The following is a 23,790-nucleotide window of genomic DNA, read 5'->3' on the forward strand; positions in this document are numbered from 1 at the left end:
GTGTTGCCCGATTCGTTACGCCCAACAGATGAGACTTTGCTCACACTTTCGCGACGCCGCTCTTCCGGGGCCTCGCCCCACCTCTTCCGCGGCCGTTCACCCCTCCAGCGGGGGCGTTCGCGGCGGCGCCGTTCGGCGTCGTCCGGTCGCCTCGAAAGCCGCCGCCAGCCGCAGCAGGGCTGTGTCATCCCAGGCTTTGCCTGCGAAGGTGAGGCCCACCGGCATGCCGGTGTCCGCCATGGTTCCCATCGGCACGGTCACCGTGGGGATGCCCAGGTGGCGGGGAACCAGGTTGCCGTTGGCCACCCACACGCCGTTGCGCCAGGCCAGCTCCGCGGCGGCGGGGTCGACGTCAGCATCGGCCGGCCCGACGTCGGCCGCTGCGGGGAAGATGACGGCGTCCAGCCCCAGCCCGTGCATCCACTGCTCCAGGTCCAGCCGCCGCGTTTCCTCCAGCCCGCGCAGGCCCTCGGCCAGGTGCGGGATCTGCTCCACCGAGTCGACGCCGTGCTTCCGCACGTGCTGCGGATAGGCGGCGATGTCGTCCTCGAATCCGTCATAGCGGTCCGGCAGCGCTCCCTCCGGATGCGGAAAGATCCTTCCGCCGTCGACGTCGGCCAGCCGGTTCAGGGCCGGGTCCCCGTTGGCCTGGAGGAAGTCGTCCCAGGACCAGGCCGCCAGGTCCAGCAGCTCGCGGTGCAGGTACTCGGGGCTGACCAGGCCCCGGGTGGCGATGGTGGGGGCTCCGGGGCGGTCGCCCTCATAGTTGCTGACCGCCGGGAAGTCGACCTCGATGACCTGGGCGCCGGCCGCTTCCAGGTCCGCCCGGGCCGCGTGCCAGAGATCCATGACGCTGTCCCGGGTGTGAATGCGCTGCCCGGTCGGCCCGCCGATCCCGGGGTGGGCGGCGGTGCCGGCGTCGGGGTCGGCGTTGATGTACATGCGCGGCACGCCGAGGCGGACACCGGCGAGGACCTGCCGGGTGTCCGCGGGTGAGGCCGGCGCCAGTGCGCGGTAGGAGGCGGGACGGACGGCCGAGGCAGCGGGGATGGGAATCCACGGCTGGACGCGCCAGAAGTCTCCGCGGGACTCGTGGTCGTCGGCGACCACCACCTCCAGCACCTCCAGCAGGTCCGCCATGGTGCGGGCGTGCGGAACCACCACATCCATGGTGGGGACCAGGGGCCAGTTGCCGCGCACCGAGATCACCCCGCGGGAGGGCGTGTAGGCGCAGAGGGCATTGTTCGACGCCGGTGCCCGCCCGGAGGACCAGGTCTCCTCGCCCAGGCCGAATGCCGCGAAGCTCGCGGCGGTCGCGGTGCCGGAGCCGTTGGAGGACCCGGACGCAAACGCCGAGGTGAGGTACGCGGGGTTGTAGGGACTCTCGGCGCGGCCGTACAGCCCGCGCTGCATGCCGCCGTTGGCCATCGGCGGCATGTTGGTCAGCCCGATCAGCACCGCGCCGGCGGCCCGCAGCCGCTCGATGGTGAACGCGTCATCCTGCGCAACCAGGTGCTCGAAGGCGGGCGAGCCCGCCGCCACGGTGAGTCCGCGTACCCGGAAGCTGTCCTTCGCGGTGTAGGGGATGCCGTCCAGGGGGCCCAACACGGTGCCCTGCCGCCGCCGCTCGTCGGCGGCGCGGGCCTCGGCGAGCGCGTGGGGGTTCATCACCACCATCGCGTTCAGCACCGGACCCGCGGTGTCATATGCCGCGATGCGGGCCAGGTAGGCGGCCGTCAGTTCCTCGCTGGTGGTCCTCCCCTGTTCCATCGCGGCACGCAGCTCGGCAATGGACGCCTCGACGACGTCGAATCCCGTGCCGTTCACGGAGCCACCCCGGTGGTCCGCCCGGTGGACGCAGACGCGGTTCCCGTCGCGCCTGCCGCGGGGCCGGGGAAAGGCTGCGCCGCCGGCTGCTGCTGGGTGATGCAGTGGATCCCGCCGCCGAAGGCGAAGATGTCCCTGGCGTCGACCAGCTCGACGGTGCGGCCCGGGTAGGCACGGGCCAGGATGTCGGCGGCGACGGCGTCGTTCGGGTCGTCGAAGGCGCACAGGATCACCGCCCCGTTGGCGACGTAGTGGTTGATGTATGAGTAGTCGACGAACCCGTCGCCGGCCTCGAGCACGGTGGGCGCCGGAACGTCGATGATGTCCAGCTTCCGGCCGCGGGCGTCGACGGCCTCGGCCAGGGCGGCGCGGATCTGCCGGGTCACCTCGAAGTCCGGGTGGGCCGGATTGTCCTGGCGGTGCACCAGCACCGTGCCCGGCCCGGCGAACGCGGCCACGATGTCCACGTGCCCCCGGGTGCCGAACTCGTCGTAGTCCCGGGTCAGGCCGCGGGGCAGCCAGATCGCCGTGTCGGTACCCAGCCGGGCATGGATCTCCGCTTCCACCTGCTCCCGCGTGGCGCCGGGGTTCCGGCCGGGATCCAGCTGGACGGTTTCGGTGAGCAGCACGGTGCCTGCCCCGTCCACGTGGAAGCCGCCGCCCTCATTGACCAGGCCGCTGGCGTGTACCGGCGCACCCGCCTGTCCGGCGACAATGCGCCCCAGGTGCCGGTCGTTGTCCCACGCCGCCCACGCCTGGGCGCCCCACCCGTTGAACACCCAGTCCACGGCCGCCAGGGATCCGTCCGCGGCATGCACGAAGCTGGGCCCGGAGTCGCGCAGCCAGGCGTCGTCGAGCGGTGCGGTGACCACGGTGATGTCGGGCTGCCCCGCGTCATGGACGTCACGGCCACGGTCCGCGCCCTTGGGGCCGCCGCTCCCGCCCTTGTCTCCGCTCCCGCCGTCGCCTCCGACGCCAAGCGCGGCACGGGCGGCCGCGGCGTCGTCGGGAGCGGCGACGACGGTCACGGGCTCGTACCGGGCGATGGTCCGGGCCACGGCCGACCAGGCCCGCCGGGCCCGGGCCAGCGTGTCCGAGCCGTTTGGCCCGAAGGTGTCGTTCGGCGGCGGGAAAGCCATCCAGGTGCGTTCGTGGCGGTGCCACTCCCCCGGCATGCGCAGCGTCGTAAGGCCCGGATCAGCGGCGGTTCCGGCCGTGTTGGCGGCTTCCGGAGCTGCCGGCAGGCCGGGAGTGCGGGGACCAGTGGAGTGCATCGGGAGTGGTTCCTTCAGTGTGGTGTTGACGCGTGGTGGAGCGCAGTGACACGGCCTGCAGGCTTAGTCGACCGGCAGTTCGGTGGTCTCGAAGCGGTTCCGGAAGAAGCCGGGGCTGCGCCGGTACTGGATCAGCATCGCCGCGACGCCCAGCACCAGGATCCCGATGCCAAGGATAAAGACCAGCCCGACGCCGCCGATCTCGGACCCGGACCCGTACTCGGGATCCATCGAGTCGTAGGAGGTCTGCACGAAGAACACCAGCAGCAGGATTCCGCCGATCAGCGGGGCGAGGATCTTGGCCAGGAAGCCCTTCACGCTGCGGAAGGCATCGGCGCGGAAGTACCAGACGCAGGCCAGGGCGGTGACTCCGTAGTAGAAGCAGACCATCATGCCCAGCGTGGTGATCGTGTCCCAGAGGACGTTCTCCGAGACCACGCGCATCACGGCGTAGAAGACCGAGGCGATGACGGCGGAGGCCACGGTGGCGTAGCCCGGCGAGCGGAAGCGCTCGGTGACCTTGGCGTACTTGCCCGGCAGTGCGCCGTAGTGCCCCATGGCCAGCATGGTGCGGGCCGGCGAGATCATCGTGGACTGCAGCGAGGCGGCGGAGGATGAGAGCACGGCCAGGGACATCAGGATGGCGAACGGGCCCATGATGGGGCCGGCCAGTGCGGCGAAGATGTTCTCTTGGATGTCCGGGTTGCCCATGCCGAGTCCTTCGTCGGAGACGCCGGAGAAGGACAGGACGCCCAGGGACACGGTCATGTAGAGGGCGACGATCACCAGGATGGTGACAATCGCCGACTTGCCGGGAGTGGTCGCCGCGCCGCGGCTTTCCTCGTTCATGGTCAGCACGACGTCCCAGCCCCAGTAGATGAAGACGGACAGCGAGATTCCCGCGGCGAAGGCGGAGAAGGATTCGACGCCGAACGGGTTGAACCACTCGGGCCGGATGCTCAGCCCGTCGAACGCGGTGCCTCCGGCGACGTGTCCGAAGGCGGCAACGGAGAACCAGATCAGCACGATCAGCTGGAACGCCACCAGCACGTACTGCACTGCCTTGGTCGCTTCCATGCCCCGGTAGGAAACCCAGGTGGCGGCGGCCACGAAGGCCAGGCAGGTGGCGATGTTGATCGGTACGTTGCGGGTCAGTTCGGCGATGCCGTCATTGCCGGTGATCTGGGCCAGGGCCAGGTAGAAGAAGTCCACGGCGATGCCGGCCAGGTTGGAGAGCACCAGGATGGTCGCGGCCAGCAGGCCCCAGCTGCCCATCCAGCCCAGCCAGGGGCCGAAGGCCTTGGACACCCAGGTGAACGTGGTGCCGGAGTCGGGCATGGCCCGGTTCAGCTGCCGGTAGCCGATGGCGACCAGCAGCATGGGAACGAAGCCGACCAGCAGGATGGCCGGCAGGTACACACCGACTTCCGCCGCCGTCGGGCCCAGCGCCCCGGAGAGCGTGTAGGCGGGGGCGATGGTGGAGACGCCGATGACCAGGGAGCCGAGCAGGCCCACCGAACCGGCGCTGAGGCCCTTGGCATGTCCGCCCAGGGCAGGGTCGCCGTTGCGGGCGGCGGGAAGGCGGGTTTTCATGCGACGGTCTCCTTGCTCGTGACGGGAACGGCTTCCGGGGCGTCGGTGCCGAGGATTTCCAGGGCGGCCAGCCGGCCCTGGCGCAGCGCGCCGTCGACGTGCTGGTAGCCTTCGGCGGCCAGATCGGAGCAGGCCCAGCGGATCGGTCCGACGGGGGTGCGCTGGTGGGCGCCGTACCGGTGCAGTGCGCCCAGGTCGTAGCTGGCGGCGTAGGCGCCGCGGGTCCATTCCTCGGAGCCGAAGTCGGATTCGAAGTAGACCACCGGTTCCAGCGCCTCGTCACCGAGGTACCGGGCCAGGGACTCAAGGATCGCCCGGCGGCGCTCCTGCGCCGGGAGGGCGAACACGGCGTCGGCCTTTTCATCGGAGACGAATCCGACCAGGGTGCCGCGGGGATCCCCGTGGTTGGTGTTGTCGTAGACCTCCTGGACCAGTTCGCCCGCTCCGAAGCCGGTGCCGGAGAGGCCGGCGTCCCGCCAGAACGGGGTCTCGTAGACCGCGTGGACCTTGATCACGAGGCCCAGCGACAGGTGCTGGTGCATCTGGTGCTGCAGGCGCGGCAGCGGCGGCTCAAAGGAGATCCGGGAGTACAGGTTCGGCGGGACGGCGACGACGACGTCGCGCGCCGTGACGGTGAGCCGGTCGCTCCACACGGTGACCGGCGTGCCGGGCACATGCTCGGCGTAGGTGTCCTCCGGGCCGCCCCACCGGATGGCGCGCACCGGAGTCTGAAGGAACACCACGTCCTCGCCCAGTTCGGCGGCCATGGCCTCGGACACGGACTGCATGCCGCCCACGACGCGGCGGTCCAGGATGAACCCGTCGTCCACCAGGTTGGAGAAGGATCCGGCGGAGGCAGCCATGAGCACGGCCTGCAGCGCGGAGAAGGAGTGCGCGGGCTTGGTCAGCATGCCGCCGGCCACGAACAGGCCGATGTTGTTGCACGCCGCTTCGTCCGAGGACTGCGTGCGCAGCCAGTGGTGGAAGGAGATGGTGTCCAGTTCCCGGGCCCGCGGATGGGCCCAGGGCTCGTGCGGCCCGATCTCGGCGGCCAGGGCGTCCAGCTCGGCGGTGAGCCGGTCCATTTCGGCGATGGTCTGCTCGCCGGCGGGGAAGGTGGTGCCGGTGTAGGTGTGGCGGGTGCCGTCCACGCCCAGGTAGACGGCGGCGCCGTCGCGGTAACGCGGGAAGGTCTGCTTGCCGAGTTCCTCCAGCAGGCCCAGCAGCTCGGTCTGGTCCGGGGAAACCCACTGCCCGCCGATCTCCAGGAACGCGCCGTCAATGGTGCGGGACCAGGTGCGCCCGCCGACCCGGTCGCGGGCCTCCAGCACCGCCACGGATTTGCCGGCCGCGGCGAGCGTGCGCGCGGCCATCAGGCCCGCCGGGCCCGCCCCGACGACGACGACGTCCCGCTCAATGGCCTTGATGCTGCCCAGTGTCCTCTGATCCGACACGGTGTGTTCTCCCTCACGACAAGAAATGAATTAGATTCATTAAGTGGGTTGGGAAGGACCCGCGTCAAGGGCCGAAACATGGAATTAACATCGGCTCCGTAACGCACCGGCCTACACTGGTTCCAGCCTCCCTGCCGTCCTGCGCCGCCCGTCCGTTCCGAGGAGCTCCATGGCCATCGCCCGCACCGCCCGACGACGCGGCCGTCCCACCGAGCCCCTGCTCTCCACCGAAGGGATCACCGACGCGGCGATCCGAATCGTGAGCGACCGGGGCTACCGGAACCTGACCATGACGGAGCTCGCCCGGGAACTGAAGGTCTCCACGTCGGCGCTGTACAACCACACCCCCTCCAAAAGGGATGTGCTGGTCCGGGTCCAGGACAGGATCAACCGGGGCATCGACCGCTCCGGCTTCGGCGTGCTGGCCTGGGATGCCGCCCTGGAGCGGTGGGCCCGGTCCTACCGGGACTGCTATGCGCAGCACACCGCGATGATTCCGGTGATGGCCGTGCTGCCGGTGGGCGATTCCCCGCACACCCTTGAGATGTATGAGGCTGTGGCCCGCGGGCTGATGGATGCCGGGTGGCCGGGGGCAGAGGCCGTCGATGTCATCGTGGCGGTGGAGTCGCTGGTCTTCGGCGCGGCATACGATGCCACGGCTCCGGCCGACATCTTCGATCCGGGCGAGCTCGCCGACCTTGCGCCCAGGTTCACCGCCGCTGCCCGCGACCGGCCCCGGGATCCGGGCGAGGCCGCCGTCCGGGCCTTCGATCTGGCGCTCTCGGCCATGCTGGAGGGCTTCCGCTCGCGGCTGTCCGCGCTCCACACCTGACCGGCGGCCAAGGTGCAGACGGCTGGGTTCAGCCGCCCAGGCCGGCCCGGGTGGGTGTGAGGGCCGCGGCGGTCACGGGGTCAATCTCATCGCCCATCAGCAGGTGGGCGGAGAATTCCGCCAGCGCGGACGAGGTCTGGAATCCGTAGCCGCCCTGCCCGGCCAGCCAGAAGAAGCCCGGCACGTCGGCGTCGTAGCCCGCCACCGGCACGCCGTCGGGCGCTTCGGTCCGCAGCCCCGTCCAGGCGTGCTCCACCCCCGCAATGTCCAAAGTGGTCACCGAGTCGATCAGCGTGACCAGGGCGTCCACGTCCCCGGCCCTCGGCAGGGCATCCATCGGGATGCTCGGTACACTCTCGGCCGGTGAGATCAGGACCCGCCCGTCGAGGGGCCGGTAGTAGAACTTGTCGCCGGCGTCGGCCACCATGGGCCCGTCCGGTGCCGGCGGATTACGGACGTCGACAAGCGCGGCGGTGCGGCGGTACGCCTGGAGTCCCAGCCGTCGGGCACCGAAGAGCCGGCCGACGTCGTCCGCCCAGGCACCCGCCGCGTTGACCACTTTCCCCGCGGTGACGGTGCCCGAGGGCGTCTGCACCACCCACCTCGTGCCGTCGACGCTGGCTCCCGATCCCGGGCCCGCCGCAGCGTTCCGGGAGGCAAAGCCCGCCCTGGCTCCGGTGCGGATGCGTCCGCCGTGGTCCCGGATCCTGGCGATATGCATATCCAGCAGGCCCCGGGTATCGCAGGCCACCGAGGTGGTGTCCAGGCCGGCCGCGCTGACCGCCCCCTCACGCAGCTCCGGTGCCAGGGCGTAGGCCTCGGCGGCAGTGATGGGGTGCATGTGCCCGCTGGCCCGGTCCCGGACGTCTTCCTCGTCGCCGATGAGCATGAAGCTGCGCGGCGTCAGCAGGGGCTGCGGCAGGTCCGCCTCGAGGGCGCGGATCAGGGCAAGCGTACGGATGGTCAGCGCCTGCACGATGGCGGGCCCGTAGCTGGGGATCAGCTGCCGGGCGGACCGGGAGGAGGTGTGGTAGGCCAGGCTCGGTTCCGCTTCAATGACCACGACGTCGGCCCGCTCGGCCAGTTCGGACGCCAGGGACAGACCCGCGATGCCGCCGCCGATGACCAGGATGTCGCAGCTGGTGTCCATCCGATGTGCTTCCCTTCAGCGACGGCGGTGCGGCTGCGGGTGCGCCCTGATCGCTCATTCTGGCATGCGGTGGCCACGGGCCGGCCCCTGCGGGCGCGGAAACCGCTGTTTTTCCTCAATAGAAAGTCTTCACTTTCCGTAATGGAAAGCCTACGCTCGGGCGATGGATGACAACCGGGCCTCCCGCCCTTCTCCCGAAGATGCCAGGCTGGCCCTGGACTCCGTCGCGCAGTCACGCCGGGCCCTGGCTTCCCATGTGCGCTCCCCTGCCTGGCTGTACCCCGCCCAGGGCGTGGGCATGGCCCTTTTCATCATTGGCCTGACGCTTTCCAAGCACCACAGCTGGGCGACGGCGCTGCTGGCCGTTTCAGCGGTCATCTTCTGCGCCCTGCCGCTGCTCCAGTCCCGCGGACGGGTGGTGCTGGACGTTTACACGCATCCGGGCAGTCGAGGACTCGCCTGGGGATATGCGTCGCTGTTCGGGCTCCTGACCGCCGCCTGTCTGATCGCGTATGCCCTCCACCCCTCGCTGTGGCTGCCCGTCACGGGCGGAATGCTGGCGCTGCTCCTGACCCTGGTCATGGGTCCGCTGATGGATTCGCGTCTGGAGAACGCCCTCCGCCATGGATGAGGGCTTCAGCGAGGTCATCCATGTGCCGACCCGCCTGCGGATCTGCTCCATTTTGGCGGAAGTCGGCGAGGCGGAGTTCTCCGTGCTTCGCGAGGCCCTCTCGCTCAGCGACTCGGTGCTCAGCAAGCACCTCAAGGTCCTTGAGCAGGCAGGATTCGTCACGCTTCGCAAGGGTGCAGTGGCCGGCAGGACGCGCACTTGGGCGACCATGAGCAAGGCGGGACAATCCGCCTTCAAAGCCCACGTAGCCGAGCTGCGCCGGCTCGCGGCAGCCGCCGACCGCCTCGCGGAGTGAGCCCGCCGGAACAGCCGGAACCCCTCATTCCGCCCACACGTCTTCGGTAAGCAGCTCCATCAGCGCCTCGGAGCCGATCAGGTGCAGCCCCGGAAGCTCAGCCCCGCCGGCCAGCAGGTCGGTGGCCAGCAGCAGCGCCCAGCCGCGGGCGCGGAGCCAGACATCGGGATCGGCGTCGTACTGGCCGCCCAGACCGGCATGGAAGGCGCGGCGCCCGGCGGCGTCGAACACCAGCCATGCCGCGGCCAGATCGGTGGCCGGGTCCCCGGCGGTCAGTTCGCCGAAGTCCACCACGGCCTCCAGCGCCGCGCCGCGCACCAGCAGGTTCCCCGGATGCAGGTCCCCGTGCAGCCACAAGGCCGGCCCGGGCCAGGCGGACGCGTCCAGTGCCGCGGCCCAGAGTTCCTCCACCCGGACGGCATGCGGCACCATGCCGCTGTGCAGCCGGGCCTGCACCACCGCGTCGCCCGCGGCCAGGGTCCGCCCACGTACCGCGTTCGGCGGGTGACCGTCCGGCGCCGGCCGGTGCAGGGCATTGAGGAAACCGGCCAGCGGAGCGGCGACGACGGCGTTGTGCCCGCGGGCCCGGCCGGCCGCCTGCGTTCCTGCGAACCAGGCGGTGATGCACCACGGCCAGGGGAAGTCCGGGGTGGGGGCGCCGCTGTGCACCGGGACCGGCACCGCCACGGGAAGATCCGGGGCCAGGGCCGCGAGCCACCGCTGCTCATGACGCATCCGCGCCGCGGACCCTGCATGGCGGGGCAGCCGGACCGCGTGGCGGTCCCCCAGCCGGAAGACATGGTTGTCGGAGCCGACGGCGGCGTACACCACCGGCTGCCCGGACAGCGGCGGATGCTGCTCGTCGACCAGACGCCGGACCAGCCCTGCGTCCACCGCGTGTTCGGGCGGGGAGTGTGCCATGGCGACAGGCTACGCGGCCCGGCCCCGGGGCGGAGGACCTGTGGGCGCCTTCGAGGTTGGAAACGGGCAATGGGTCTGCTCGGCCGGGTTAACTGCGTGCTTCCCAACATGCGTAGAGACCAGGTGGTTCCCTGGGTGTTGCCGAAGGTACCCTGCCACACATCCTTACCAAACGGACGCCAAACCGGAGGAGGAACAATGGAGTTATCGTGGCCCGGCCTGGTAATTGGACCCATCCTGTTTATCGCGTGCCTGATCGGATTTCGAAAGATCGGTTCCGTCGGGAAGTTCGCCGGGCGGGCCACCGAGATGGTGGTCGGGAAGAAAACCATGGACAGGCTCCCCGGAGGGGATGAGTTTCAGAAGACTGCCATGGTGATCCCGCTCCTGGGAGGAATGGCTTTGAGCCTGGGGATCACGTTCTTCTCATTGTTCCCCACCGGCGGCCGGTAGCGAGTAACCATGCCTATCGGCGCGATCATTCTGAGCCTGGCAGGCTTGTCCTTCGGCCTCCTGGCCTTCATCAGGGCTGTAAAGCCCGCAGAAAACAAGCCCACCCCAAGGATCAAGGAACTTGGCATTGCTGCCATGGGCATGTTGTTCATAATATGCGCCGGAGTCGTCATGTATTTCGAGAACCCGTAGTTCTCGCACACAGACAGGAGCGGGCCCCGGGATTTCCCGGAGCCTGCTCCCGCATGCACCTATGGCGGCAGCGCCTGGATCAGCCCTGCACGCCGAGGCGTTCGAGGATCAGCTCGCGCACGCGGCCGGCGTCGGCCTGCCCGCGGGTGGCCTTCATGACCCCGCCCACGATGGCGCCGACGGCCTGGACCTTGCCGCCGCGGATCTTGTCCGCGACGTCGGGCTGGGCCGCGAGGGCGGCGTCGATCGCCTCGAGCAGCGCGCCGTCGTCGGAGACCACGGCCAGGCCGCGCTTCTCGATGACTTCCTCCGGGGTGCCCTCGCCGGCGAGCACGCCGTCGAGCACCTGGCGGGCCAGCTTGTCGTTGATCTTCCCGGCCCGGACCAGGCGGTCCAGTTCCACGATGAGCTCGGGCGTGACGCCCACGTCCACCGGATCGACTTCGGCTTCCTTGGCGCGCCGGGCCACTTCGCCCATCCACCACTTGCGGGCGACGGCGGCGGAGGCGCCGGCGGCGACGGTCTCCTCGATCGCATCCATCACGCCGGCGTTGACGACGTCACGGAACTCAGCGTCGGAGTAGCCCCAGTCCGCCTTCAGCCGCTTGCGGCGCTCGGCCGGCGGCTCGGGCAGGCGGGAGCGCAGCTCCTCGATCCACTCCGGGGTGGTCACCACCGGCAGCAGGTCCGGCTCCGGGAAGTACCGGTAGTCGTCGGCGTCGGACTTCGGCCGGCCCGAGGTGGTGGAACGGGTGTCCTCGTGCCAATGCCTGGTCTCCTGGACGATCGCGTTGCCGGATTCGAGCACCGCGGCGTGCCGCTGGATCTCGTAGCGCACGGCGCGTTCGACGGCGCGCAGCGAGTTCACGTTCTTCGTCTCGGAGCGGGTGCCGAACTTCTCCTGGCCGTGCGGGCGCAGGGAGACGTTGGCGTCGCAGCGCACGTTGCCGCGCTCCATGCGGGCATCTGAGACCCCCAGGTTCTTCACGATTTCCCGGATCGCGGCGACGTACGCCTTCGCCAGTTCGGGCGCCCGGGAACCGGCGCCCTCGATCGGCTTGGTGACGATCTCCACCAGCGGCACGCCGGCGCGGTTGTAGTCCACCAGGGAGAAGTCGGCGCCCTGGATGCGTCCGGCGGCGCCGCCCATGTGGGTCAGCTTGCCGGCGTCCTCCTCCATGTGCGCGCGCTCGATCTCCACGCGGAAGACCTCGCCGTCCTCCAGCTCGATGTCCAGGTACCCGTCATAGGCGATCGGGTCCTCGTACTGCGAGGTCTGGAAGTTCTTCGGGGTGTCCGGGTAGAAGTACTGCTTCCGGGCGAAGGTGCAGGATTCGGCGATCTTGCAGTTCAGCGCCAGCCCGATGAGGATCGAGTACTCCACCGCGGTCTTGTTCACCACCGGCAGCACGCCGGGCATGCCCAGGTCCACCGGGGTGACATTGGTGTTGGGCTCGTCGCCGAACACGTTCGGGGCGTCGGAGAACATCTTGGTCTTCGTGTTCAGCTCCACGTGGACCTCGAACCCGAGCACCGGGTCGTACTTCTCCATGGCCGCTTCGAAGGACAGGACCTCGTCCTGGGTGTGCACGGACATTACTTCACTCCTCCGAGTACCGGGGCCTTGGCCAGCAGCGGGCCGCCCCACTTCTGCTCAAGCAGCCCTTCGAGCGCGGCGCCGGCCCGGTACAGGCGGGCGTCCTCGCGGGCGGGGGCCAGGAACTGGATGCCCACCGGCAGCCCGTCGGCCAGGCCGCCGGGCACCGAGATGCCGGGCACGCCGGCCATGTTCGCCGGAATGGTGGCGATGTCGTTCAGGTACATGGCCAGTGGATCGTCCAGCTTCTCCCCCAGCTTGAACGCGGTGTTCGGGGAGGTCGGGGAGATCAGCACGTCGGCCTGCGCGAACGCGGCGTCGAAGTCGCGCTGGATCAGGGTGCGCACCTTCTGGGCCGAGCCGTAGTAGGCGTCGTAGTAGCCGGCGGAGAGGGCGTAGGTGCCCAGGATGATGCGGCGCTTGACCTCGTCGCCGAAGCCGGCGGCGCGGGTGGCGCCCATGACCCGCTCAATGGTCAGCGGCGGGTCGGCGGGCAGGCGGCGCAGGCCGTACCGGACGCCGTCGTACTTGGCCAGGTTGGAGGAGGCCTCCGACGGCATGATCAGGTAGTAGGCGCCCAGGGCGTACTTGAAGTTGGGGCAGGAGACCTCGACGATCTCGGCGCCGGCGTCCTTCAGCAGCTCCAGCGACTCGTCGAAGCGGGCCTGCACGCCGGCTTCGTAGCCTTCGCCCTGCAGTTCGCGGACGACTCCGATGCGCATCCCGGCAACGTTGCCGTTGCGGGCCGCCTCGGCCAGGTTGCCGACCGGGTCGGTCAGCGAGGTGGAGTCGCGCGGATCATGGCCGCCGATCAGCTCCTGCAGCAGCGCGGCGTCGAGCACGGTGCGGGAGACCGGGCCGATCTGGTCCAGCGAGGAGGCCATGGCGATGGCGCCGTAGCGGGAGACGCCGCCGTAGGTGGGCTTCACACCCACCGAACCGGTGACGGCGGCCGGCTGGCGGATGGAGCCGCCGGTGTCGGTGCCCAGCGCCAGCGGGGCCTCGAACGCGGCCACGGCTGCGGCGGAACCGCCGCCGGATCCGCCGGGAATCCGGTCCAGGTCCCACGGGTTGCGTGTGGGGCCGAACGCGGAGTGCTCGGTGGAGGAGCCCATGGCGAACTCGTCCAGGTTGGTCTTGCCGAGCATCGGCAGGCGGGCGGCGCGGATGCGGGAGATGACCGTGGCGTCGTAGGGGCTCATCCAGCCCTCGAGCATCTTCGAGCCGGCCGTGGTGGGCTGGCCCTTGGTGACGATCAGGTCCTTGATGGCAATCGGCACGCCGGCCAGCTCGTGCAGCTGCTCGCCGGCGGCGCGGGCGGCGTCGACCTCAGCGGCCACGGCGAGCGCCTCGTCGGTGTTGACGTGCAGGAACGCGTTGACGTCGCGGTCCACCTCGGCGATGCGGTCCAGGTGCGCCTGGACGACCTCGACGGCGGAGACCTCACGGGCGGCAAGCTTGTCGGCCAGCTGCGCGGCGCTGGCGGTGATCAGTTCACTCATGGTTCCGTCCTACTCCTCGTCCAGGATGGCCGGGACCTTGAAGCGGCCGTCGGCGGCGTCGGGGGCGCCGGAGAGCGCCTCCTCGTTGCTCAGGGTCTGCCCGACGACGTCCTCGCGGAACACATTGGCCAGCGGGATGGGGTGCGAGGTGGCGGGGATGTCCGCGCCGGCCACTTCGCTTACGGATTTGATCGAATCCACGATGACGTCGAGTTCGCCGGCCATTTTGTCCAGCTCGTCGTCGGTCATCTCAATGTGGGCCAGCCGCGCAAGATGCGCCACGGCCTCACGATTGATCTCAGACATGCGTCTCCCATGCGTCAATTGCAGTTTGGTCTTCGGCTCGCGCCGGTTCCGTTCCAGTCTACGGCGTCGGACGCGCCCGACGGCGGCGCAACGGGCCGGGCGGTCCCCCGCCGGCCTGCGCCTTCCGACGCCGTCGGAACCGGCCGGCGGCAAGGGGTCGGAGCGGCAGCCTCAGAGCCTGAAGCGGAAGACCATCAGCGGCAGGTCCATGCCCGGCACGGTCCAGTCCCGCTCGGGTTGGCGTTCGAAGCCCATGGCCAGGTAAAGGGCGTGGGCGCCGGTCATCGAGGGCATGCTGGTCAGGCTCACCGCTTCGATCCCGTCCAGGGTGCGGGCATAGGCGATGACCGCCTCCACGATGGCGCGGCCCACGCCCCGACGCCGGACCGCCGGATCCACGGCAAGCATCCGGAACTCCAGTTCGCCTTCGACGGCGATGTCCGTGTACGGCTGGCCGGTGAAGGTCAGGGCGGTGGAGCCCACCACCCGCCCGTCGAGCTCGGCCACCCAGAGGCCGGCGGCGTTGGCCGCCCGGTCCTCTACGTCCTCGAGCTTGGGCAGGTAGCCGTGGTCGGCGTCGATGTGGCCGTCTTTGATGTAGGCGTCACGGGTGATGCGGCGGATTTCGTCGAAGTCGGCGGGCACGGCTTGGCGGACGGTAATGCTCATGGCGGGTGCGGTGTCCTAACACGCAGGTAAAAGTCGGCCCTGCAATCCTACGCCTGACCGGGGTCCGCCCCTGACCGGACGTGGGCCCCGTCTCAGGGGCCTGCCGCCGGCGGAATCAGCGCCTGCGGGCGCCTGCGCAGGCCACGCAGGTCCGCGCCTCGGGCCGGATTTCGAGCCGCGCCGTCGGTATCTCGGAGCCGCAGCGTTCACAGATTCCGTAGGAACCGTGGTCCAGCCGACGCCGTGCCTCCGTCAGCTCCGTGAGCGAGGCTTCCGCCGCCGCCAGCATCGACATCTCGTTGGCCCGCTCAATGGTGACCGTGGAGCCTTCGGGGTCATGTTCGTCGTCGGCCGGGGTGTCCTGGGCGGCGATGGTGACCTCGCGGATCTCGGCCAGCGCGGCGTCGATCTGCTCCCGGGCGTGCGCTGTCCGTTCATCGATCAGGGCCGCGAACCGTGCGGTGTCGAGGCCCTCCGGGGTGGGAACCGGACGGGCGGCCGGGCGGGCGGTGCCGCGCGCGGTCCGCCGGGTGGTGGTGGCTGTCTTCCTGGGCATGGTGCAACCTCCCTAAGCCGAAGCGGGCGTTCGATCCATTATCCGCTTCCGACCCGCAAAAAACCGGTCTGCCGGCAGGGTCTTCCCTCAGGGCTTAATGTGCCTTTGCCCCGCTCCGGACCCCGGTTGCCGCCCGCTCTGGACCCGGCAGGGCCCGACTCCTAGACTGCTTGCCAAACGGGCCCGGCCCGGAGCCTCCGGCAGCTTATGGTTCCGGTGCGGCCGTGCCCTTCCTGCTGCTAAGGATGGCTGCCGTGTCAACTGTCGAGTACACCGGTGAGTCCGGCACCACCGTCCCGCCGCGGGTGGTTCCCGTCTCCCGGGGACGCATCGTCGTCGGCTGGCTGACGTCCACCGACCACAAGATCATCGGCAACATGTATCTGATCGCCTCCTTCGTTTTCTTCTGCATCGGCGGAGTGATGGCGCTGATCATCCGGGCCGAGCTGTTCGAACCGGGCATGCAGATCCTGCAGTCCAAGGAGCAGTACAACCAGCTGTTCACCATGCACGGCACCATGATGCTGCTGATGTTCGCCACTCCCCTGTTCGCGGGATTTGCGAACGTGATGATGCCGCTGCAGATCGGCGCCCCCGACGTCGCGTTCCCGCGCCTGAACGCCCTGGCCTTCTGGTTCTTCCTGTTCGGCAGCCTGATTGCCCTGTCCGGATTCATCACGCCCCAGGGCGCCGCGTCCTTCGGCTGGACGGCCTACACCCCGTTGTCCAATACGACGTTCTCCCCCGGGCTGGGCGGTGATCTGTGGGTCTTCGGCCTGGCCCTGTCCGGCTTCGGCACGATCCTCGGCGCGGTGAACTTCGTGACCACGATCGTGTGCATGCGCGCTCCGGGGATGACCATGTGGCGGATGCCGATCTTCACCTGGAACACCCTGGTGACCTCCATGCTGGTGCTGATGGCGTTCCCGCCGCTCGCTGCGGCGCTGTTTGCCCTCGGCATGGACCGCCGTTTCGGCTCGCACATCTTCGATCCGGAACAGGGCGGAGCGATTCTCTGGCAGCACCTGTTCTGGTTCTTCGGCCATCCCGAGGTGTACATCATCGCGCTGCCGTTCTTCGGCATCATCTCCGAGGTGATTCCGGTGTTCAGCCGCAAGCCGATCTTCGGCTACAAGGGGCTGGTCTTCGCCACCATCGCGATCGCGGCGCTGTCCATGACGGTGTGGGCGCACCACATGTACGTGACCGGTTCGGTGATGCTGTCCTTCTTCGCGTTCATGACCATGCTGATCGCAGTGCCCACCGGCGTGAAGTTCTTCAACTGGATCGGCACCATGTGGCGGGGCTCGATCACCTTTGACACCCCCATGCTGTGGGCGATCGGGTTCCTGATCACCTTCCTGTTCGGCGGCCTGACCGGTGTCATCCTGGCCTCTCCGCCCATGGACTTCCACGTGTCTGACACCTACTTCGTGGTGGGCCACTTCCACTACGTGGTGTTCGGCACCGTGGTGTTCGCCATGTTCGCCGGCTTCTACTTCTGGTGGCCGAAGTGGACGGGCAAGATGCTGAACGAGCGGCTCGGGAAAATCCACTTCTGGCTGCTGCTCATCGGCTTCCACCTCACCTTCCTGGTCCAGCACTGGCTGGGCGTCATGGGCATGCCCCGCCGGTATGCCGACTACCTGGTGGAGGACAACTTCACCGCCATGAACCAGGTCTCCACGGTGGGCTCCTACCTGCTGGGAATCTCCCTGATCCCCTTCTTCTGGAACGTCTACGTCACGTGGCGCCATGGCCGGAAGGTGGAGGTGGACGATCCCTGGGGGTTCGGCTGCTCGCTTGAGTGGGCGACGTCGTGCCCTCCGCCGCGGCACAACTTCGTCTCCATACCGCAGATCCGGTCGGAGCGCCCGGCGCTGGACCTGCACCATCCCGAGCTGCGCCCACGGCCGCAGGGCGCGGCGTCCGGCCCGGCGGACAAGCTCCTGGGAGCTGCCGATATGGGCACCACGGAGCCCCGCAACCCTGATCCGCGCCAGTAGCTAAGCGGGCTGCCGGGCCTACGAAAAAGCCGGACCCGCTCTCAGGCGGGTCCGGCTTCCGGCTGCGGGATCAGTGCCCGGCAACCGCAGACCACATGGGCGCCGCAGGGTCGCGGGTGAGCTTGGTCCGGTCCACCACAATGACGTGCCCCTTCCAGTAGTGGAAGCTGTCCACCACGGCGTTGTCCAGCACCTGGGCAATGACGCCCAGCTTGCCGCAGCCGTCGCAGTTGCTCGCCCCGAGGACCTTCAGCTTTACCGTGCCGCCGACGCCCTCCTGCTGGACGACCATTCCCGGCACCAATCGGAGATCCCCCATCTCCTACCCCCATTTCGATAGTCCGCGGCGGTGAGCCGGCGGTAATTGTGTTTCCTGCCGTCGAAGTTCCCGATACCACGGGTATCGGATCAACGGGGCAGGCGCTGGTACAAACAGAGACGGATCGCCCATTTTTGAACGGACGGCCAGATCCATCGCCGATCGGGGCCCTTCCAGGTCCCTTTCGGCAGACGATTCGTCAGCTGCAGGTACCTAAGTTGTACACCCGAAGAAGGTAAATGCACCTGCATGTGACCGGCAATAATACGTGTCGGAGACATATCGGCCGGGCGGATGTCAAAACGTATCGGCGGCGGGAGATATCGGGTGCACAATGACCGGCGACGGCGGTTTGTTACAACTGCGGATTGCCGGACGGCCGACGATTGTTACGGCACCCCGTCCCCGTTTTCCAAGAGGTGCCCTCCACTTTGAGTCCAGGCCCTCCACTTTGCGCATTTCCTCCGCCTGGAACCGGAGGACGCGCGCGAACCGGAGGGAACCATCGCGGACCGGAGGGATCCGCCGCACTCCGGAGGGAGCCGCCGCCGCAGCCGTAGTAGGGCTTGAAGGAGGAGGACTAGCCGGCGCTCATGACGCCGCCGGGCGCGGGCGGACGTTCAACCGCGACGCCGGCCTCCTCCGCGATCAATGCCCCGGCTGCGTAGTCGTATTCGTTCAGGCCCTGCTCGAGGTAGGCGTCCAGCGTTCCGTCTGCGACCAGGCACAGGTCCAGGGCGGCGGAGCCCAGCCGGCGGATGTCGGCGAATCCTTCGGCCAGGGCAGGGAGGGCGGCGTACTGTTCCCGGCGTCGTGTGGCGTCGTACGAGAATCCGGTGCCCAGCAGCCGGCCTTTCCGCTCCGGATCCGGGCCGCTGAGCCGGGTCCGGGCTCCCCCGGACTCAACCCAGGCTCCCTGTCCGGCGGCGGCGTAGTAGATCCGACCCAGCGCCGGGGCGTGCACGACGCCGGCGAGCCAGACGCCGTCGTCGTCCACCGCCGCCACCGAGGTGGCATAGAAGGGAATGTTGCGGATGAAGTTGGTGGTGCCGTCCAGCGGGTCGATGGACCAGCGGATGCCCGAGGGCTCCTCCGGGATGTGGACGGACAGTTCCTCTCCCCCGATGACATCGCGGGGACGCAGGCGCAGCAGCACCTCGCGGACCGCCGTCTCGGCCGCGGTGTCGAAGTCGGTCACCCAGTCCCCCGCCGCGCTCTTGTTGACGGCGTTCAGCTGCCCGGCGTCGCGACCGGCCAGCACTGCGGCGCCGGCTGCGGCCGCCTCGCGGGCCACCGCGAGCAGCACCAGCGGATCGCGGTCCGAGCCGGTGTTCATGCCTCCCCCGCTTCGGCGCCCTCCGCACGATCCGTGTCCGCGGCCTTGTCCTCGACCGCATCGGCGTCGGCCGGTGCAGCGGAACCGGTCTCGAGCAGGACCCGGAACCCGTCCTCGTCCAGCACGGGGACTCCCAGCTGCTCGGCCTTGTCCAGCTTGCTGCCGGCGTTCTCCCCGGCGACCAGGTAGTCGGTCTTCTTCGACACTGAGCCGGAGGCCTTGCCGCCGCGGCTGATGATGGCTTCCTTGGCCTCGTCGCGGCTGAAGTTCGGCAGGGTCCCGGTGACGACGATGGTCTTGCCTTCGAGCGTGCGGGGCATCGATTCGTCGCGCTCATCCGCCATCCGGACGCCGGCGGCGGCCCAGCGGTCCACGATCTCCACGTGCCAGTCCTCGGCGAACCATTCCTTCAGCGCCGCCGCGATGGTGGGGCCGACGCCGTCGACGTGGGCGAGCTGCTCCTCCGTGGCGGCGCGGATGGCGTCCATGGAGCCGAAGCCGGTGGCCAGGGCGCGGGCGGCGGTGGGGCCGACGTGCCGGATGGACAGCGCGACGAGCACCCGCCACAGCGGCTGGCTCTTGGCTTTTTCCAGTTCGTCGAACAGCTTGCGGGTGTTGGCGCTGGGCTCGGAGGGCTTCTTGGCGGTGCCCTTGGTGTAGAAATACGGCACCAGCTCGGTGCCCTGCACCACGCCCTTGACCCGCTTCGGCCGCTCGATTCGCACGTCCGCCAGGTCGTCGATGCTCAGGTCGAACAGATACGCCTCACTGGTCAGCGGCGGCTGCTCCGGCTCGGCCGGGGAGGTCAACGCAATGGCGGCCTCCCAGCCGAGGGCTTCGATATCGAACGCGCCGCGGCCGGCCAGGTGGAAGACCCGCTCGCGCAGCTGCGCCGGGCAGGAGCGCGCGTTGGGGCAGCGGATGTCGACGTCGCCCTCCTTGGCGGGGGCGAGCTCGGTGCCGCAGGAGGGGCAGCGGGTAGGCATCACGAACTCGCGTTCGGTGCCATCGCGGAGCGCGACGACGGGGCCCACGATTTCCGGAATGACGTCTCCGGCCTTGCGCAGCACCACGGTGTCGCCGATCAGCACGCCCTTGGCCTTGACGACGTCCTGGTTGTGCAGGGTGGCCATCTCCACGGTGGAGCCGGCCACCTTGACCGGCTCCATGACGCCGTAAGGGGTGACCCGGCCGGTGCGCCCGACGTTGACCCGGATGTCGAGGAGCTTGGTGTTCACTTCCTCCGGCGGGTACTTGTAGGCCACGGACCAGCGCGGGACACGGGAGGTGTGGCCCAGGGCCCGCTGCAGGCCGAAGTCGTCCACCTTGATAACGATGCCGTCGATCTCGTGGCTGAGGTCGTGCCGGTGCTCGCCGTGGTGGGCAATGAAGGCCAGCACGTCCTGGTAGCTGTCGAACACCTTGTAATAGGGCGAGGTGGGCAGGCCCCAGGCCTTGAGCAGGTCATAGGTTTCGGACTGGCTGCCGGCGGTCAGGCCCTCGCGGGCGCCGATGCCGTGCACGTACATGGTCAGCGGCCGCTGCGCGGTGACATGCGGGTCCTTTTGCCGCAGCGAGCCGGCAGCCGCGTTGCGCGGATTGGCGAACGGCGCCTTGCCGGCCTCGACCATGGCCTCGTTGAGGGCGGCGAAGTCCTTGGAGGGGATGAAGACCTCGCCGCGGATTTCCACCTCGGCCGGAATGTTGTCCCCCTGGAGGCGGCGCGGGATGGCCGCGATGGTCAGGGCGTTGTGGGTGATGTCCTCGCCGGTGGTGCCGTCGCCGCGGGTGGCGGCGCGGACCAGTTCACCGTTGCGGTAGAGCAGGTTGATGGCCAGCCCGTCGATCTTCAGCTCGGTGAGCCATTGAATGCGGGATCCGGGAGAGATCTGCTCGACGTTCGCCTCGGCCCGGTGCACCCAGGCGTCGAGCTCCTCGAGGGAGAAGACATCCTCGAGGCTGTACATGCGCTGCAGGTGCTGCACCGGTGAGAACGCGGCGGAGACTTCGCCGCCGACTTCCTGGGTGGGCGAATCGTTGGTGACCAGCTCGGGGTGCAGGGCCTCGATCTCCTCGAGCCTGCGGTAGAGCGAATCAAATTCGGCATCCGACACCAGCGGTGCGTCTTCGTTGTAGTAGGCGAACCGGTACTTGCGGACCAGGTCCGCCAGTTCCTCGTATTCCCGGCGCAGATCGGCGGCGGGCGGGGCGTCGGTGCTGACGGATTCGACGGCGGCCTGGGTGCCCGCCTGCTCCGCGGAGGTCTTGGCTGTGCTCACCTAAACCATCTTGCCGTATCCGCGCCCGTGGAGGCAGTCGCCGGCAGGGCATGTAGAACTACCGAACCCCCGGTCCGACGGGGGCGATGCTTGCAGTACGGCGTGGTCCCTGCTAGGCCTATGGGTACATATACGACGGCCGACAGGACCTGCTGCGGCGGGGCCGACCAGTTGACCGATGAAGGGAAGATCGCAGTGGCGAAGCAGAAACCCAAGGTGGAGGACGTTGACGAGAAGGACATAAAGGTCACGGGCAAACCCAAGGAATGGGCTGCAGGGGTTCCTGCCGTGTACCACTCCATGAAGCCCGCCATTGAGAAGATGGGGCTCTCCCGGGCTCTTGGCACAACCTTCCGCATGAACCAGAAGAAGGGCTTCGACTGCCCCAGCTGCGCATGGCCGGATCCGAAGCACCGCAGCCCGTTTGAATACTGTGAAAACGGAGTCAAGGCGGTCACCTGGGAGGCCGCGCCCGTGATCATTCCCTCGGAGTTCTGGGCGGAGCACAGCCTCACCGATCTGCGCGAGCGCACCGAATACTGGCTGGGCATGCAGGGCCGACTCACCGAGCCGCTGTACAAGGCGGCCGACGAGGACCACTACCGGCCGGTGAGCTGGGACCGCGCGCTCGGCATCGTGGCCGACAAGCTGAAGTCGCTGGACTCCCCCGAAGAAGCGGCCTTCTACACCAGCGGCCGCACCTCCAATGAGGCGGCTTTCCTCTACCAGCTCTTTGTGCGCGCCTACGGCACCAACAACCTGCCCGACTGCTCCAACATGTGCCATGAGTCCTCCGGGTGGGCCATGGGCCAGACCATCGGCATCGGCAAGGCCACCGTCACGTACGACGACTTCGGCAAGGCCGACCTGATCATCCTGATGGGCCAGAACCCGGGCACAAACCATCCCCGCATGCTCACCGCCCTCGAGGAGTGCAAGCGCAACGGCGGAAACCTCGTCGCCGTGAATCCGCTGCCGGAGGCGGGCCTGCGCCGCTACAAGAATCCGCAGAAGCCGCGCGGCGTCGCCGGCAAGGGCACCGAACTGGCGGACCAGTTCCTGCAGATCCGTCTCGGAGGCGACATGGCGCTGCTGCAGGCCATCTCCAAGCGGGTCCTCGAGGCCGAGGACCGCAACCCCGGCACCGTCCTGGACCACGAGTTCCTGGAACAGCACACCGAGGGCCTGGCGGACCTGCGCGAGCATCTGGCCACGCTCGATGACGAGACCGTGCTGGAGGCCACCGGCCTGCGCATCGAGGAAATCGACGAACTGGCCGAGCGCTACCTCAAGGCCGAACGGGTCATCATCACCTGGGCCATGGGCATCACCCAGCAGAAAAAGGGTGTCGCCACGATCAAGGAAATGATCAACCTGCTGCTGCTGCGCGGCAACATCGGCAAGCCCGGAGCCGGCGCCGCCCCCATCCGCGGGCACAGCAACGTCCAGGGCGACCGGACCATGGGCATCTGGGAGCAGATGCCGCGGCACTTCATGGACGCGCTGGGCAAGGAGTTCGGCTTCGAGCCGCCCCGCGAGCACGGCGCCGACGCCGTGGAAACCTTCCGGCGGCTGCAGGACGGGCGGATCAAGTTCTTCATGGCGCTGGGCGGCAACCTGATCTCGGCGATCTCCGATACCCAGTTCGTTGAGCCCGCCATGCAGAAGGCGGAAATGTCGGTGCAGATTTCGATCAAGCTCAACCGGTCCCACCTCATCACCGGCAAGGAGGCGCTGATCCTGCCGGTGCTGGGCCGCACCGAGATCGATATCCAGGAAAGCGGCCGCCAGTTCGTCTCCGTGGAGGACACGGTCTGTGCCGTGCATGCCTCGCACGGCGGCGTCGAGCCGGTGTCCGCCAATCTGCTTTCGGAGCCGGCGCTGATCGCCCGGCTGGGAGCCCTGGTGATCGGGGACCGGATCAAGGCGGACTGGGCCGGCTACGAGCGGGACTATGACCTCATCCGGGACCACATCTCCCGGGTGGTGCAGGGCTGCGAGAACTACAACGAGCGGATCCGCCGCGAAGGCGGGTTCGTGCTGCCCAACGGTCCCCGGGATTCCCGCACCTTCAACACGCCCACCGGCAAGGCCATCATCACGGTCAATGACCTGGAGCCGGTGGAGCGGCCCGAAGGCACGCTGATCCTGCAAAGCATGCGCTCGCACGATCAGTGGAACACCACCATTTACGGCCACAATGACCGCTACCGCGGTATCAAGGGCGGCCGGCACGTGCTGTTCATCAACCCCGAGGACCTCCAGGAACTGGGCCTGCACGACGGCCAGTTCGTGGACATCCACGGCGTCTACAAGGACGGCGTGGACCGTGTCCTGCACAGCTTCCGACTGGTCTCCTACCCCACCTCCCGGGGCTGCGTGGCCGCGTACTACCCCGAGGCGAACGTGCTGGTGCCCCTGGAGCACGTGGCCGAAGGCAGCAACACCCCGGTGTCCAAGACGGTGATCGTCCGGGTGGTTCCGGCCGCTGCCGGTGAGAGCCCGGCACCCGAGGACAAGATGCGCCGCGCACCTGCACCGGTCTGACCGGACGAGGCCGGCACCGGCGTAAAGGCCTGCAGGCCGGGACCCGTACGT

At 68.8% G+C, this 23,790-nt stretch carries 21 protein-coding genes; 7 read left to right on the top strand and 14 right to left on the bottom strand.

The window, feature by feature from the left end:
• Positions 1–96: 96 nt before the first annotated feature.
• The 4 genes from AC5RV6_RS12010 to AC5RV6_RS12025 form a co-directional block, all read right to left on the bottom strand.
• Positions 97–1,827 carry an amidase gene (locus AC5RV6_RS12010; protein ID WP_494007559.1) on the bottom strand — a complete coding sequence of 577 codons (1,731 nt, stop codon included), beginning with the start codon at positions 1,825–1,827 and terminating at the stop codon, positions 97–99.
• Positions 1,824–3,101, bottom strand: coding sequence for an agmatine deiminase family protein (locus AC5RV6_RS12015; protein ID WP_494007560.1), 1,278 nt, complete (start codon positions 3,099–3,101; stop codon positions 1,824–1,826). Before AC5RV6_RS12015 ends, AC5RV6_RS12010 begins: the two co-directional genes overlap by 4 nt.
• A gap of 63 nt (positions 3,102–3,164) precedes the next feature.
• On the bottom strand, positions 3,165–4,694 hold the full coding sequence (locus AC5RV6_RS12020) for an APC family permease (RefSeq protein ID WP_494007561.1): 1,530 nt from the start codon (positions 4,692–4,694) through the stop codon (positions 3,165–3,167).
• Positions 4,691–6,148, bottom strand: a complete 1,458-nt coding sequence (locus tag AC5RV6_RS12025) for a flavin monoamine oxidase family protein (RefSeq protein WP_494007562.1) — start codon at positions 6,146–6,148, stop codon at positions 4,691–4,693. The genes AC5RV6_RS12020 and AC5RV6_RS12025 overlap by 4 nt, the downstream gene beginning before the upstream one ends.
• A 169-nt stretch (positions 6,149–6,317) precedes the next feature.
• Between AC5RV6_RS12025 and AC5RV6_RS12030 the strand changes: the two genes are divergently transcribed.
• Positions 6,318–6,980: a TetR/AcrR family transcriptional regulator gene (locus AC5RV6_RS12030; protein ID WP_494007563.1), complete on the top strand. Its 663-nt coding sequence runs from the start codon at positions 6,318–6,320 to the stop codon at positions 6,978–6,980.
• A 28-nt stretch (positions 6,981–7,008) separates the two neighbouring features.
• On the opposite strand, the gene AC5RV6_RS12035 is transcribed toward AC5RV6_RS12030, so the two are convergent.
• Positions 7,009–8,130 (bottom strand): NAD(P)/FAD-dependent oxidoreductase, encoded by a 1,122-nt coding sequence (locus AC5RV6_RS12035; protein ID WP_494007564.1) that lies wholly within the window; start codon positions 8,128–8,130, stop codon positions 7,009–7,011.
• A gap of 163 nt (positions 8,131–8,293) precedes the next feature.
• Here AC5RV6_RS12035 and AC5RV6_RS12040 point away from each other — a divergent pair, with 163 nt between their 5' ends.
• Both AC5RV6_RS12040 and AC5RV6_RS12045 read left to right on the top strand, forming a co-directional pair.
• Positions 8,294–8,761, top strand: coding sequence for a hypothetical protein (locus tag AC5RV6_RS12040; RefSeq protein ID WP_494007565.1), 468 nt, complete (start codon positions 8,294–8,296; stop codon positions 8,759–8,761).
• A complete protein-coding gene (locus AC5RV6_RS12045) occupies positions 8,754–9,056 on the top strand; it encodes a transcriptional regulator (RefSeq protein WP_494007566.1) in 303 nt (100 codons plus the stop codon). The genes AC5RV6_RS12040 and AC5RV6_RS12045 overlap by 8 nt, the downstream gene beginning before the upstream one ends.
• A gap of 24 nt (positions 9,057–9,080) precedes the next feature.
• On the opposite strand, the gene AC5RV6_RS12050 is transcribed toward AC5RV6_RS12045, so the two are convergent.
• A complete protein-coding gene (locus AC5RV6_RS12050) occupies positions 9,081–9,977 on the bottom strand; it encodes an aminoglycoside phosphotransferase family protein (RefSeq protein WP_494007567.1) in 897 nt (298 codons plus the stop codon).
• A 198-nt stretch (positions 9,978–10,175) separates the two neighbouring features.
• On the opposite strand from AC5RV6_RS12050, the gene AC5RV6_RS12055 reads away from it, so the two are divergent.
• Positions 10,176–10,430, top strand: coding sequence for a hypothetical protein (locus tag AC5RV6_RS12055; protein ID WP_494007568.1), 255 nt, complete (start codon positions 10,176–10,178; stop codon positions 10,428–10,430).
• A gap of 9 nt (positions 10,431–10,439) precedes the next feature.
• Positions 10,440–10,622: a hypothetical protein gene (locus tag AC5RV6_RS12060; RefSeq protein ID WP_494007569.1), complete on the top strand. Its 183-nt coding sequence runs from the start codon at positions 10,440–10,442 to the stop codon at positions 10,620–10,622.
• A 79-nt stretch (positions 10,623–10,701) separates the two neighbouring features.
• Here the strand turns inward: AC5RV6_RS12060 and gatB are convergent, their stop codons facing one another.
• The 5 genes from gatB to AC5RV6_RS12085 form a co-directional block, all read right to left on the bottom strand.
• The gene (gene gatB, locus AC5RV6_RS12065) at positions 10,702–12,219 is read right to left on the bottom strand and encodes an Asp-tRNA(Asn)/Glu-tRNA(Gln) amidotransferase subunit GatB (RefSeq protein ID WP_494007570.1); all 1,518 of its coding nucleotides are present in this window, start codon (positions 12,217–12,219) and stop codon (positions 10,702–10,704) included.
• Positions 12,219–13,721 carry an Asp-tRNA(Asn)/Glu-tRNA(Gln) amidotransferase subunit GatA gene (gatA, locus tag AC5RV6_RS12070; protein WP_494007571.1) on the bottom strand — a complete coding sequence of 501 codons (1,503 nt, stop codon included), beginning with the start codon at positions 13,719–13,721 and terminating at the stop codon, positions 12,219–12,221. The genes gatB and gatA overlap by 1 nt, the downstream gene beginning before the upstream one ends.
• Positions 13,722–13,730: 9 nt before the next feature.
• Positions 13,731–14,027, bottom strand: coding sequence for an Asp-tRNA(Asn)/Glu-tRNA(Gln) amidotransferase subunit GatC (gene gatC / locus AC5RV6_RS12075; protein ID WP_494007572.1), 297 nt, complete (start codon positions 14,025–14,027; stop codon positions 13,731–13,733).
• A gap of 171 nt (positions 14,028–14,198) precedes the next feature.
• Positions 14,199–14,696 (bottom strand): GNAT family N-acetyltransferase, encoded by a 498-nt coding sequence (locus tag AC5RV6_RS12080; RefSeq protein WP_494007573.1) that lies wholly within the window; start codon positions 14,694–14,696, stop codon positions 14,199–14,201.
• Positions 14,697–14,811: 115 nt separating this feature from the next.
• Positions 14,812–15,252, bottom strand: coding sequence for a TraR/DksA family transcriptional regulator (locus tag AC5RV6_RS12085; RefSeq protein WP_494007574.1), 441 nt, complete (start codon positions 15,250–15,252; stop codon positions 14,812–14,814).
• Between the two features lie 254 nt (positions 15,253–15,506).
• On the opposite strand from AC5RV6_RS12085, the gene ctaD reads away from it, so the two are divergent.
• Positions 15,507–17,258 carry an aa3-type cytochrome oxidase subunit I gene (gene ctaD, locus AC5RV6_RS12090; protein ID WP_494007575.1) on the top strand — a complete coding sequence of 584 codons (1,752 nt, stop codon included), beginning with the start codon at positions 15,507–15,509 and terminating at the stop codon, positions 17,256–17,258.
• Positions 17,259–17,328: 70 nt separating this feature from the next.
• Here the strand turns inward: ctaD and AC5RV6_RS12095 are convergent, their stop codons facing one another.
• From AC5RV6_RS12095 to ligA, 3 genes are all read right to left on the bottom strand, one after another.
• Positions 17,329–17,577, bottom strand: a complete 249-nt coding sequence (locus AC5RV6_RS12095) for a hypothetical protein (RefSeq protein WP_494007576.1) — start codon at positions 17,575–17,577, stop codon at positions 17,329–17,331.
• Positions 17,578–18,157: 580 nt separating this feature from the next.
• On the bottom strand, positions 18,158–18,913 hold the full coding sequence (locus AC5RV6_RS12100; RefSeq protein ID WP_494007577.1) for an inositol monophosphatase family protein: 756 nt from the start codon (positions 18,911–18,913) through the stop codon (positions 18,158–18,160).
• Entirely contained in the window at positions 18,910–21,192 is a 2,283-nt protein-coding gene (ligA, locus tag AC5RV6_RS12105; RefSeq protein ID WP_494007578.1) for an NAD-dependent DNA ligase LigA, read from the bottom strand. The genes AC5RV6_RS12100 and ligA overlap by 4 nt, the downstream gene beginning before the upstream one ends.
• A 195-nt stretch (positions 21,193–21,387) precedes the next feature.
• Here ligA and AC5RV6_RS12110 point away from each other — a divergent pair, with 195 nt between their 5' ends.
• Positions 21,388–23,739: an FdhF/YdeP family oxidoreductase gene (locus AC5RV6_RS12110; protein WP_494007579.1), complete on the top strand. Its 2,352-nt coding sequence runs from the start codon at positions 21,388–21,390 to the stop codon at positions 23,737–23,739.
• The last annotated feature ends 51 nt before the right edge of the window (positions 23,740–23,790 follow it).

It is taken from the genome of Arthrobacter saudimassiliensis (genome assembly GCF_059090665.1).